The sequence below is a fragment of the Bacillus sp. NEAU-CP5 genome (assembly GCF_026420705.1).
Taxonomy (GTDB): Bacteria; Bacillota; Bacilli; order Bacillales; family Bacillaceae; genus Bacillus; species Bacillus velezensis.
Genome location: NZ_JAPMOV010000001.1, coordinates 797,728 through 810,066 on the forward strand (window position 1 = coordinate 797,728; position 12,339 = coordinate 810,066).

At 44.0% G+C, this 12,339-nt stretch carries 11 protein-coding genes; 7 read left to right on the top strand and 4 right to left on the bottom strand.

Annotation, left to right across the window (positions count from 1 at the left end; translation table 11 throughout):
- Positions 1–3 precede the first annotated feature (3 nt).
- The 6 genes from OTK50_RS03365 (at position 4) to OTK50_RS03390 (ending at position 7,148) form a co-directional block, all read left to right on the top strand.
- Entirely contained in the window at positions 4–1,173 is a 1,170-nt protein-coding gene (locus OTK50_RS03365; RefSeq protein WP_224224190.1) for a galactokinase, read from the top strand.
- 3 nt (positions 1,174–1,176) lie between these two features.
- Positions 1,177–2,169 carry a UDP-glucose 4-epimerase GalE gene (gene galE, locus OTK50_RS03370; protein WP_130571107.1) on the top strand — a complete coding sequence of 331 codons (993 nt, stop codon included), beginning with the start codon at positions 1,177–1,179 and terminating at the stop codon, positions 2,167–2,169.
- Between the two features lies 1 nt (position 2,170).
- A complete protein-coding gene (galT, locus tag OTK50_RS03375) occupies positions 2,171–3,670 on the top strand; it encodes a UDP-glucose--hexose-1-phosphate uridylyltransferase (RefSeq protein ID WP_266121828.1) in 1,500 nt (499 codons plus the stop codon).
- Positions 3,671–3,721: 51 nt separating this feature from the next.
- Entirely contained in the window at positions 3,722–4,834 is a 1,113-nt protein-coding gene (locus OTK50_RS03380) for a glycoside hydrolase family 53 protein (RefSeq protein ID WP_224224189.1), read from the top strand.
- A gap of 285 nt (positions 4,835–5,119) precedes the next feature.
- Positions 5,120–5,593: a MarR family transcriptional regulator gene (locus OTK50_RS03385; RefSeq protein WP_082997858.1), complete on the top strand. Its 474-nt coding sequence runs from the start codon at positions 5,120–5,122 to the stop codon at positions 5,591–5,593.
- A 142-nt stretch (positions 5,594–5,735) separates the two neighbouring features.
- Positions 5,736–7,148 carry an MDR family MFS transporter gene (locus OTK50_RS03390; RefSeq protein ID WP_266121829.1) on the top strand — a complete coding sequence of 471 codons (1,413 nt, stop codon included), beginning with the start codon at positions 5,736–5,738 and terminating at the stop codon, positions 7,146–7,148.
- A gap of 99 nt (positions 7,149–7,247) precedes the next feature.
- Here OTK50_RS03390 and OTK50_RS03395 read toward each other — a convergent pair whose 3' ends face one another.
- The 4 genes from OTK50_RS03395 to OTK50_RS03410 all read right to left on the bottom strand — a co-directional run bounded on the left by OTK50_RS03395 (position 7,248) and on the right by OTK50_RS03410 (position 9,965).
- Positions 7,248–7,550, bottom strand: coding sequence for a putative quinol monooxygenase (locus OTK50_RS03395; RefSeq protein ID WP_239033844.1), 303 nt, complete (start codon positions 7,548–7,550; stop codon positions 7,248–7,250).
- 100 nt (positions 7,551–7,650) lie between these two features.
- Positions 7,651–8,571 carry a class A beta-lactamase gene (gene bla, locus OTK50_RS03400; protein WP_224224349.1) on the bottom strand — a complete coding sequence of 307 codons (921 nt, stop codon included), beginning with the start codon at positions 8,569–8,571 and terminating at the stop codon, positions 7,651–7,653.
- Positions 8,572–8,926: 355 nt separating this feature from the next.
- Positions 8,927–9,313 carry a VOC family protein gene (locus OTK50_RS03405; RefSeq protein ID WP_007407334.1) on the bottom strand — a complete coding sequence of 129 codons (387 nt, stop codon included), beginning with the start codon at positions 9,311–9,313 and terminating at the stop codon, positions 8,927–8,929.
- Between the two features lie 289 nt (positions 9,314–9,602).
- Complete coding sequence (locus tag OTK50_RS03410; protein ID WP_007610709.1) at positions 9,603–9,965, bottom strand: hypothetical protein; 363 nt, start codon at positions 9,963–9,965, stop codon at positions 9,603–9,605.
- 522 nt (positions 9,966–10,487) lie between these two features.
- Here OTK50_RS03410 and OTK50_RS03415 point away from each other — a divergent pair.
- A complete protein-coding gene (locus OTK50_RS03415; RefSeq protein ID WP_224224186.1) occupies positions 10,488–12,326 on the top strand; it encodes a T7SS effector LXG polymorphic toxin in 1,839 nt (612 codons plus the stop codon).
- The last annotated feature ends 13 nt before the right edge of the window (positions 12,327–12,339 follow it).

Below are 12,339 nucleotides of genomic sequence, written 5' to 3' on the forward strand. Positions count from 1 at the left end.
ATCATGGATGCCAAACTTTTGAAATCAAGATTCGAAGACATTTTCCAGAGAAGTAACGGGGAACTGTTTTTCGCACCCGGCCGGATCAACCTGATCGGGGAACATACGGATTATATAGGCGGTCACGTTCTTCCATGCGCGATCACGATCGGAACATATGCCGTATGTGCAAAACGCGGAGATCATCAGATCCGGTTATACTCAGAAAACTTTCCTGACAGCGGCATTGTCTGTCTTGATCTTTCCGCCACAGCATACAAAAAAGAAGACGGCTGGGCCAATTATCCGAAGGGGATGATCCATTACCTTCTTAAAGCCGGCGGCCAAATAGACAGCGGAATGGATATTCTTTTTCACGGTACGATTCCAAACGGAGCCGGTTTAAGCTCCTCCGCTTCTATTGAAATGTTAACCGGTTCCATTTTAAGAAAGTTATTCAGTCTGGATGTTTCCGATACTGAACTGGCGCTTATCGGGAAAAGAGTCGAAAATGAATTTATCGGCGTGAATTCAGGCATTATGGATCAATTCGCAGTGCAAAAAGGCAAAAAGAACATGGCCATTCTGTTAAACTGCGATAAGCTTGAGCACGAAATGATTCCGGCTGCTTTTAACGGATATAAAATCGTCATTATGAATACGAACAAGCGCCGGGAGCTGGCGGCTTCAAAATATAATGAACGCCGCAGCGAATGCGACGCAGCTCTTTCAGAACTGCGGCAATATCGGAATATCGCATCACTTGCGGAATTGACGGGAGAAGAATTCAACAAACTCGAATCCCTTCTCTCCTGTGAAACTTTGCGTAAAAGAGCCCGGCACGCGGTCAATGAAAACGAGCGGACCCTCTCAGCCGCGGAGGCTCTCAAATCGAATGATTTGAAAACGTTCGGGGAGCTGATGAATGCGTCCCACCGTTCGTTACGCGATGATTATGAAGTGACCGGTGACGAATTAGACGCGCTCGCTGAAGCAGCCTGGAAAGAAGGAGCGCTCGGAGCGCGGATGACTGGCGCAGGGTTCGGAGGCTGCGCCATAGCCATTGTGGAAAGTGAAGAAACCGCCGGCTTTACCCGGGCCGTTTCATCTCACTACCGCAGCAGGACAGGACTTGAAGCTTCTTTCTACATCGCGGATATAAGCGATGGCGCGGCTGAATGGAGGAAAAAATAAATCATGGCGATTCTCGTTCTCGGCGGAGCCGGCTATATCGGTTCTCATGCAGTTGATCAATTATTAAACAAAGGATTGAAAACGATAGCTGTTGATCATCTGCAGACAGGCCACCGGAAAGCCGTTCATGAAAAAGCAGTCTTTTACTATGGAGATATCCGTGACAAACCGTTTCTTCGCTCTGTGTTTGCGAAGGAAAACGTAACAGGCGTTCTCCATTTTGCCGCTCAATCTCTTGTCGGCGAATCAATGAAAGACCCTCTTTCATATTTCAATAATAATGTGTACGGTACGCAAATTACGCTGGAGGTCATGCAGGAATTCGGAGTGAAACACATTGTGTTTTCTTCATCCGCCGCTGTATACGGCGAACCTGAAAAAGTGCCCATCACAGAAGACATGCCGGAAAAGCCGGAAAGCGCATACGGCGAATCAAAACTCATGGCAGAAAAAATGTTGAAGTGGTGCGAAACCGCCTGCGGCATAAAATATGTCTCGCTTCGGTATTTTAACGTTGCCGGCGCGAAAACGGACGGTTCCATCGGAGAAGATCATCATCCGGAAACCCACCTTATCCCTATCCTTTTACAAACCGCGCTCGGTCAGCGCGAGGAGGTTTTGATATTCGGCACTGACTATGATACAAAAGACGGCACGTGCATCCGCGATTATGTCCATGTTTCCGATTTAATCGATGCCCATATTCTCGCTCTGGAATATTTGCAAAACGGCGGAGACAGCGGCATTTTCAATTTAGGATCAAGCAGCGGGTTTTCCGTATCAGAAATGGCGGAAGCGGCCCGGCAAGTGACCGAAAGAGACATAAAAGTAAGAGCGGCCGCAAGAAGACCCGGTGATCCAAGCACTCTCATCGCTTCCAGCGATAAAGCGCGGAATATTCTGGGCTGGAATCCGAAACAAACGGACATATCGGAAATCATTGCGTCAGCATGGAATTGGCATCGGCAACATCCAAACGGATACAAGGACAAATGAAATGGAGGCGGCGGTCATTGAAGTTTTTGAATCAGTGGCAGGGTTTCTGAAAGAAAGCACTGTCTTAGGCGACATAAATGAAACGGATGTGATTTATACAAGAAACAGACTTCTCGATCTGCTCGGACTGACGGATTATGCAGAACCGAAACATATCAAGAAACAAAACAGGCTTTACTATTTGGATGAAATGGTGAAAGACGCGGTAAAACGGTCAATCATTAACGATACGCCGGCTGAAAGAGACATGCTGGGAAGCAGAATCATGGACGTGATCACACCGGCCCCTTCTCTGATCAATGCCGCATTCAGCAAATTGTTATCAGATTGTCCGAAAAAAGCAACAGATTATTTTTATAGATTGAGTCAAAACAACGACTATATTAAGACGCGGGCCATTCGAAAAAATATCGTGTACCGCTCACCAACACCTTTTGGAGAATTGGACATCACCATTAATTTATCAAAGCCCGAAAAAGATCCTAAAGACATCGCCGCGGTAAAAAACAGTCCGGAAAACCGGTATCCGACATGCCTGCTCTGTATGGAAAACGAGGGGTATCCCGGAACACCGCATCACCCTGCCCGTTCAAACCACCGCATCATCAGACTTGACTTAGCGGGAGAACAGTGGGGTTTTCAATACTCTCCTTATGCGTATTACAGCGAGCATGCCATCTTTCTTTCAAGCGTGCACAAGCCGATGAACATCAGCCGCGGCAGCTTCAGAAGGCTTCTGGCCATTACGGAAATCTTCCCGCATTATTTCGCGGGATCAAACGCAGACTTGCCGATCGTAGGAGGCTCCATTCTTTCTCACGATCATTATCAAGGCGGCGCCCATGAGTTTCCGATGGCAAAAGCGGGTTCCCTCTACCCTTTTCATATGCGTCATTTTCCAGACGTTCAGGCCGAAGCCGTGAAGTGGCCGGTATCAGTGATCCGCCTTCGCGCAAAAGATCCGGATTTGCTGACAGATGCCGCTGCGTATGTTTTTGAAAAGTGGCGGGAATATTCAGACGAAACCGTCAGCATCATCGCAAAGACAAATGAACCCCATAATACCGTCACCCCAATTGCCAGACGCAGGGGAACGGATTTCGAAATCGATCTCGCTCTCAGAAACAACCGCACCTCCGAAGATTATCCGGATGGCATTTTTCACCCGCATCAAGATGTCCATCACATCAAAAAAGAAAATATCGGTCTGATTGAAGTGATGGGGCTCGCCGTTTTACCTCCCCGCCTGAAAGATGAGCTGGCAGAAGTGAAAAAGTATTTACTGAATGAACCTCATGACATCAAAGACATTCATCTTCCGTGGGCTGAAAACATCAAAGCGGATGAAGACGTGACACCGGAAAATGCAGCCGCTGTTTTACAAAAAGAAACCGCGAATGTATTTTTACGCGCGCTGACCGATGCAGGCGTTTTTAAAATGACACCCGAAGGAATTCAGGCGTTTCAGCGTTTCACGACGTTATTGGAGAATGGCAGCTGAAACATTCAGAGTGAAATCAATCAACAATCTTTTTTATCAGGAGGTATTGTGATGTTAAAAAACCGATTGAAACGTGTATTTGTAAACGCAATCTGTCTTTCTCTCATTTTCACTGCTTTTACATTCTTTGAGAAGTCTCCTAAAGCAAAAGCGGATGCCCCGTTTGCCTATGGCGCTGATATAGGATGGCTGAAACAAATGGAGGACGAAGGTGTGCGCTGGCTGGATGACGGCGGAAAACAGAAAGATGCCTTGCAGATTCTTAAAGATCACGGAATAAATGCCGTGAGACTGAGAGTGTTTGTGAATCCGCCAAGCAGCTATTATTGGCTGAAAGACGGCACAACATGGACCATGCTCGGCTATAGTGACAAAGCGGGCGTACTTGCGGCGGCCAAAAGGGCAAAAGCGTTAGGAATGAAGGTAATGGTTGACTTCCATTACAGTGATGTGTTCGCTGATCCCGGCCACCAGATCAAGCCGAACAAATGGACCGGCTATTCAAACAGCCAGCTGCAGGCAGCCGTGTATAACCATACGTACGATGTCATGAAAGAACTTAAAAATCACGGCATCTCCCCTGATTGGGTGCAAGTAGGGAATGAAATGAATTCAGGAATTTTACTGCCCGACGGCAGCACGAACGATTTCAGCAAATTGACCGCCTTACTGAACAAAGGCTATGACGCCGTGAAATCCGTCAGCCCGGCCACCAAGGTCATCAGCCATTTGGCACACGGCACGGACAACAGCCTATTCAGATGGTGGTTTGATCAATTCTTTAAAAACGGAGGAAAAACCGACATCATCGGCGTTTCGTTCTATCCCTATTGGGAAGGTAAGCCGTACTGGGAGCTCACCAGCCATTTATCATCTAATTTGAATGACATCGCCTCACGCTACAACAAGGAAGTCATGGTGGTTGAACTGGGCGGAGATGAAAATAATCCGAAAGATTCCTACTGGACCATAAAAGACACCATAAAACTGGTGAAAGCCGTTCCGAACGGCAAAGGAATCGGCGTATTTTACTGGGAACCCGAAGCTCACTCCAGCGTTCTGTCAGACGCGTATCCATTAGGCGCAACCGCCAAAGTGTCTAAAAACGTCTTGAAATACACAACCGCAATTGACGCTTTTCATGACGCCGCAACAGGAAAATGATTGATGCGAATCTCAAGCAGGCTCATTGCGCAGCCTGCTTTTTTATAAGGCTGTAGTGTTGGCCTGTTATGAAACAGAGCAAGTAACGAATACGGAAAGAAAAATACCCGAAAACCCACGTTTCGGTTAAAAAGCCGCTTTTTAAATAGAATACTTCTTCTATCCCCCTCCTTCTTAATTTCAACGCACTATCTCTCAGTTCCTAAATAATAACTTTACGATTGTTGAAAAAGAAACAAAAATTTTATAATATTGTGTAAGCACCACCGAGCAGGAGGACGGGCCATGGACAAAAAAGAACAGCTCCTCACGAATTTCAGGGACTTTTTTAACAAGATGGTGTGGCTGAATAGGCTGAAGATGGAAGAAAGCCTTAAGGGGCATAAACCTTCTGAAGTGCATTGCATCGAATTCATCGAAAAAATTGAAGACGCCAATGTGACTAAACTTGCGGAGTCCCTTTATATGACAAGAGGCGCCATAAGTAAATTAACGAAGAAGCTTATCAATAAAGGCCTTATCGAAAGCTATCAGAAGCCGCTTAACAAGAAAGAAATCTATTTCAGGCTTACTGAGCAAGGAAAAGTCATTTATAAAATTCACGAGGAATTGCACAAAGAGTTTCAAGAACGGGACAAAATCGTGTTTGAACAAGTAACCGATGAACAATTTGACACGATGCTGAACTTCGTGGAAACATACAGCAGGCATTTGGATTCAGAAATAAAGAAACTTGGTGCAGACATGAAATCGGAATAAATATGAATAAAACCATAGGCAGCCCTTCTCCATGAAAACGGGCTGTCTTTTTATATCCCTCTTATTGTTGACAAAGAAACAAAATCACTCTATTATTTTGTTGACAAGGAAACAAAGACAACAATTTTGAGAGGAGAATAATATGTCAACACATAAAAGAAAGGAACTTCGGGTGCCAAAAGAAGTTCTCACAGCCGCCTGGGCTATTGCACTGGGAGCAATCGCTCCAATGCTTGACTCTACGATGGTAAACATCGCCATCGACAAACTGACCAAAGACTTCAACACGACATTGGATACCATTCAGTGGTCCGTTACAGGCTATGTCTTAGCACTTGCGATTGCAGTACCCGTATCCGGCTGGCTTATGAATAAATATAACGGTAAGAAAATCTTCATCGGCTCAGTCATCGCCTTTGGTGTCATTTCTGTTTTTGCGGGAATGAGCCGTGACGTTTCCAGCTTCATCTTCTTCCGTTTGCTTCAAGGATTCAGCGCCGGTATTATGACTCCGCTTATGTCAACACTCTTGGTTAAAACGGCAGGTCCGGAAAACCTGGGAAAAGTGATGGCAATCGTCAGCACCCCTATGATCTTCGGCCCGATTTTAGGACCTGTCATCGGAGGCTTCATCGTCCAAGGCGCTTCATGGCATTGGATTTTTTACATCAACGTGTTCATCGTTTTGATTGCTGCACCGCTTATGATGAAAACCATTCCAGACTTTGAACCATTCAACAAAGATCGTAAACTCGATATTTTCGGGATTATCAATTTGTCATTAATGAGCGCGGCATTGATGTACGGTATTACGAAAGCGGCGGATCATGCATCATTTAACAATAGCGACACCATTTTATGGACGGGCATCGGTCTTGTTTCAGCAGCCATTTATCTTGTATATAATCTGATCAAGAAAAACCAAACCGTGCTGCCTATGAATTTGTTTGCAAACAAGAGCTTCTTATCATCTTCGATCGGGTTGTTCTTAGCGAATGTTGCCATCATGGGGCCGATGTTAATACTTCCGCTGTTTTTTCAAAACATTCGTCATTTCACGGCAGTCGGAGCAGCACTCGCTTTAATCCCTCAAGGAGTCGGAATGCTCGTGACTCGTCCGCTGATCGGAAAATTGATTGATAAGATCGGTGCGAAATACGTGGTTACGGTCAGTCTTGTTCTTTCGCTGATCGGATCTATCCCGCTTATTTTTATCACCGATAACACAAGTATGATTTGGGTTTCCGTCGTATTATTTATCCGCGGCACCAGTTTTGGAGGAATTATGCTACCATTGATGAGTGACGCTTATACAGGCCTTGACAGCAAACAGCTTCCCGAAGCAGGTGTCGGTATTCATATGATTGAAAACCTCGGTTCCAGCTTTGGGTCAGCTGTGATCGCAACCGTTACCGCAACTGTCATACAAGGATTGCAGCCAACGATTCCGAACAGTTTAAAAGGCTACCATACCGGATTCTTAGTATCCGTCATCATCCTTGCGGCCATCTTCATTCCAAGTCTGTTCCTTACCCATAAAAAGACTGCGATATAAAGAACTTTTCAAAGTAAAAAACCCTTGCACAGCAAGGGTTTTAGTGAATGAAACTGATGATTGTTGCCGGCAGAGTCAGCCAACAACAGACAAAGCCTTTTACTCAGTCACATTGCTTTTCATTAACCATTCTACTTCCGTTAATTCTTGTTTTTGAACGTCTTTTGTATGTTTTTTCGTAAAATGGACTTTAACAGCTTCTTCGTTTTCCCAAATCTCCCAAAGCATGATTTTGCGTTCTGATGGTTCGAGCGGATAAGCATGGAACTGAATACAGCCGTCTTCTTTGTTCGTTTCTTCCTCAAGTTTTTTGAATTCCTTCATTATTTCATTAAGGTCTTTATCACTGATGATTTTTAAGCATGCCGTTATGTAATGCAACGAAATTCCCCCTCTTCCCATCTTTTTATGGCTTTACATTATAACATTTATCGAAAAACGAAACCGGCATACCGCATTCTCAACATATAAAAAACCGTCCATAAAAAATGAACGGCAATGTTTATTTAAGAGCATTAAGAGCGACTTTTGCAGTCTCAGCGATAAGAGCATTATTATAACTGGTATCTTCCGTAAACCGGTTTGACAGGATTGCCAAAACAATTGGGGCTCTGTCAGGCGGCCAAACGATCGCAATGTCGTTTCGCGTCCCGTAACTTCCGGCTCCGGATTTATCGCCGACTTCCCATCCTGCAGGAGCGCCTGCACGAATCAGTTCATCGCCGGTAGCGTTGCCCCGCATCCAATCCGTTAAGATCGTGCGCTTGTCAGTCGTGAGAGTGTTACCCAAAGCGAAAGTCTTAAGGTCAGTTGCCAGTGCTTTTGCGGTGCTTGTGTCACGACGATCCCCGGGAATCGCCGAGTTTAGATCCGTCTCGAATCGATCAGCTTTTGTTACATGATCCCCGATCTGTTTCAGTGATTTTTCGAAACCTTTAGGGCCGCCAAGCTGCTGCAGCAATAGGTTCCCGGCGGTATTATCGCTGTAACGGACAGCGGCTTCTGAGATTTCTTTCAGGCTCATGCCTGTATCCAGGTGTTTTTCTGTGATTGGAGAATATGTAACTAAATCGTCTTTGCTGTAGCGGATGATGGCATTAAGTTTTTCATTTGAGCTTTTCTTCAGAACAGCAGCTGCGGCCAGAACTTTATAGGTTGATGCGTAAGCAAACCGTTCATTCGGCCGATAAGCAATTGTCTTGTTTGAACCTGTATCAATCGCATAAACGCCGAGCCTGGCATCAAATTTTTTCTCAAGCTGAAGAAATTTTTGATTCGTTATACAGCTTGTCATTTTTGTGTTTTCTATAGACTTCGCTTCAGCATGCACTGAGCCGAATAAAGGATTGAAACCGGTAAAGCTTAAACATAAAAGTCCAATGCATATTCCAACTTGTATTCCCGCTTTATTTTTCACATTCAGGCCTCCTCATTATAATGATTTTGTATACATCTTCTAATTAACATTACAAACAGGATGAAAGTCAATATATTTCCTTTGAATGATTAAATCCTGCATTTTGATTTCCTCCCCTTATTTGCGCTTAATTGCGCCGCCCTTGCCGCGTCTGAATGTTTGCATGTCCGCTTCGTGTTCATCATCTATTTGTTATCCCTCCGTGCAAATAAAAACGGACACCAATCAGAGCACAGTGAGCTGTGCAATGATCAGTGTCCGCAGGCTTTCCGTCTTGGACCTATATACGTTTCTCTTGCAGACTATAAAAATCATAAGGTAAGTTAACAAACGCATTACCTTAATCTCGCCAGTCAAAAAATTATATCATTTTATATATTTCAATAAGATTATTATCTGGATCTCTGAAATGAGCAACTCGTGCACGCCATTCCTGACGATCATGTGGTTCATTGACGCATTTAATCCCTTGCTTGTGCAGATAGTCATACGTTTTATCAACATCTTCTACCTTAAACTGAAGCAAAAATCTTGATTGCGCATCTCCGTCTAAAGATTTTCTTTCTTCTCCAACTATTTCAGCCATATTTTCTCGAGATAAAAGCTCTATTTTCGTTTCTCCATTATCGAAAAGTGCATATTCCATTTCCTTCTCTAACCAACTTATTGGAAGTCCTAATGAATCTTTGTAAAACTCGACGCTTTTCTTAAAGTCATTAACCAATAGTCTAATTTGCAGCAACTTCATATTGAACGCCTCCTATCATTTTACTGGCCATTCATTTAATCATACAATAGGAACCTGACAGCATTATGTCAAGTTTTCATAATTTTTTTCCATACTGCACCAAAATTTCTGATGAAAGCCTTCGGAGATTCATGAAACTGCGTTTAATCAATTCACATTCTTAGTTTGAATTCTCCTCCTCTCCACCGTGGAGGCTCCGGCCATGTAAGTCGCGCATCCGTAAACATCCGGCCGCCGCTCCTGTAAGTAATACAGCTGATAGAATGATTGACTGAATAGTTTTTCACCGTCATTGCTTCCCCTGCTTTTTATATTCTGCGATTTCCTTAGGGGTAGCCTTTCGGACTCCGTCTGTGTCTGTCCTGTTTGCCACTTGAACGCCTTCCATGTTTTTTATCTCGCTGACTACTCCCAAATGCTCTAAATACACATGATCACCAATCTTGAAACGATTCAGTTTAGCCCGCTCCTCAGTCATGCTCCTGTATTCAGTCGCGGCTTTCATTTTTAATTCAGCCAGACACATTTGACAAAGTGTTACTGTTACAGAATTGCCGTTAAAATCAGTAAACGAAACCGATCTGACAGATTCCTTTTCCGGGTGCATCGTGCATGTTTTCTTCATAGGTGATGGCCGTGTAAATTCAATCATTCCGCTTCCTCCTCAAAAAAAGTCTTTTCGTCCCTCTGACATAACTCCGGATGAACGGAAGTTCCATGCACCCGCATTATAACCGTCACAATACATGGAGATTTGCCTTCCCTTCGCCGTCTGACGGATTTTCATACATCCTTCATAGCTGTAAGCTTATATTCCTTTATATTCCCAATGCTTGCCGCTCTTCCCTGTTAGGATGAAGTTTCTAAAGCTGTTGACCAGTTGCCGCATGTTGGTTCCATGCGAAAAGCCGTTTGGGCCGCCGTATCCCAATTCATACGGGTGAATTTCAGCCCTCTAATATGTGTGTATGTTTTTTAAAGGAGATGCATCACATGATGTTCTAACAACCGATTCAACCTGAAGCTAACTCTTCCCCAATTTCCGATCATAAAATAAGTAAATTTACCCAGAACAAATTAATCATTTTGCACTTTCAAAATACTTATTTGTCTTTTCCTTCATTCTTCCATGGTAATATCTTGTTGAAGTATTTCGAATGAAAGGATTATGGTCATGAAAGTTTTTGAAGCAAACAGCTTGTTGACCGCTGCCAAACAGCGTGCGAGTGAATACAAAGAACTGCGCGGCCAGATGGTCAATCTAAAAAAAGCGTTTCAAGGCATGGCTGATCTTGGTGACAATGATTTCTCCGGCCGGGGCGCAGACAACATCAAAGCTTTTTTCAAGGACCACGCCGGCGTCACAGACAGCTGGCTTGATCTGATCGACATGAAAATCGCATTTCTCACAAGCCTTCCCGGCAAGGTCGAAGACGCCGGACTTTCCGGTTCACATGTGGAGGAATCATTTCTGGAGCATGAGCTCACCCACGCCCTCAGTAAATCAAAGGCCATTATGGAAGGGCAAAAAAAGGACATGGGGTCCATCCTCAGAGAGATCGAAGACATCATCTCGCTTGATCTGTTTTCAACGGAAAGCACAGATCAGAAGCTTTCTTCAGCTGACAAAAAAAGAAGCGAAACGATACATAAACTCGGCAAGCTTGATCACGATCTAACGAAGGAATACACAGAAACCGAAGCGAACGAACAGTTCATCCAAGCAGATTTCCAGCAGCTCCAAAACGCCACGGGCAAAGGAAAAAGCGCCACGCCGCTTCACTACAACGCCAAAGCGTACCGTGAAAGCGACATCCATAAGAAAAAAGGCGAGATTGCAAGACATTCGGATGCTTATTTGACGATTAAAAAGGAAGAAGCGAAAGAGCGGGAAATCCAGGATCTTAAGAAAAAGCTGGCCGCTGGTGTCACCAATCCGGATGAATATTTGGAAATCGCGAAAAAGATCGGCTATGAAAATCTTGAACCCGCTCAGGTGCAATATGTGATGCAGCTTGAACAAGCAAAGCAGCTCGAAGAAGTCGGAGAAACAGCTTGGGATATCGTCAAAGGAATAGGCGTCGGCCTTTATGATGTGGGAAAAGACACCATAACCGGCGTCAAAGATCTGGCTGTCGGCGCATGGGATTTTTACCATCTCTCTGATGAACAAAAAGTCACTAAAACCATATCGGCTGTATTGAACACGCCCTCCTACGCAAAAATCATATGGACAAACCTGGCGGATTCATGGAATGATAAAATGGTTAACGGGGATGCGTATTCAAGATCACATTACATCACCTACGCCATCGGGAGCATCGTCGGATTAAAAGGTTCCGGCTCAGCTGTAAAAGTATCAAGCAAGCTCGCGAAAACAGGTGCAGCTAAAGTGGATAACGTCTTGGAAGCCGGAGAAAAAGCGGCTGCAAAACATGTGAAGACCGGGATTGAAAAAGGAAAAGACTATATCAATTCCGTTTCGAAAAATAAGTACCAACCCGCACTTGCCGGAATAGCACAGGATATTGAAAATACTCATAATGTGAAAAATACTCCTTTGTTGAAAAGTATTATTGAAGATCAGAAAGAGAGTATTTTCAGTAAATCTGTGTCTTCAAATTTTAGTACAGGAAAAAGCAAGTATACCGCCGGTACAATGAAACATATTTATCATGGAGAAGTTAATAAACGCGGTAAAGCAGTTGGCTACCACCATGAAAGCATGATGGGCGGGAAGATTATACCAGGTACAGAAAAGAAACCTGACAAAAATGGAGTGTATATGGCGAAAGTTGAAGTCGAGTCTGTAAAAAAGATAGCGGATTCAAGTTTCTTTCCAAGAGAATGGAACCGCGCTGATGTATTAAAAGCAATTGACGAAGCTTATCATACTAGAAAACAAGTACGTTCAAATAAGTATAGGGGAATCACTTCAACAGGAATTAAAATTGAAATGTATTTAAATAGTGACGGAACAATAGCAACAGCATATCCGTTATATCAAAAATAATCTTAAAGGTGAC

Coding starts and splice junctions, on each gene's coding strand:
- OTK50_RS03365 (WP_224224190.1), top strand. CDS start 4: ATGGATGCCAAACTTTTGAAATCAAGATTCGAAGACATTTTCCAGAGA.
- galE (WP_130571107.1), top strand. CDS start 1,177: ATGGCGATTCTCGTTCTCGGCGGAGCCGGCTATATCGGTTCTCATGCA.
- galT (WP_266121828.1), top strand. CDS start 2,171: ATGGAGGCGGCGGTCATTGAAGTTTTTGAATCAGTGGCAGGGTTTCTG.
- OTK50_RS03380 (WP_224224189.1), top strand. CDS start 3,722: ATGTTAAAAAACCGATTGAAACGTGTATTTGTAAACGCAATCTGTCTT.
- OTK50_RS03385 (WP_082997858.1), top strand. CDS start 5,120: ATGGACAAAAAAGAACAGCTCCTCACGAATTTCAGGGACTTTTTTAAC.
- OTK50_RS03390 (WP_266121829.1), top strand. CDS start 5,736: ATGTCAACACATAAAAGAAAGGAACTTCGGGTGCCAAAAGAAGTTCTC.
- OTK50_RS03395 (WP_239033844.1), bottom strand. CDS start 7,550: ATGGGAAGAGGGGGAATTTCGTTGCATTACATAACGGCATGCTTAAAA.
- OTK50_RS03405 (WP_007407334.1), bottom strand. CDS start 9,313: ATGAAGTTGCTGCAAATTAGACTATTGGTTAATGACTTTAAGAAAAGC.
- OTK50_RS03410 (WP_007610709.1), bottom strand. CDS start 9,965: ATGATTGAATTTACACGGCCATCACCTATGAAGAAAACATGCACGATG.
- OTK50_RS03415 (WP_224224186.1), top strand. CDS start 10,488: ATGAAAGTTTTTGAAGCAAACAGCTTGTTGACCGCTGCCAAACAGCGT.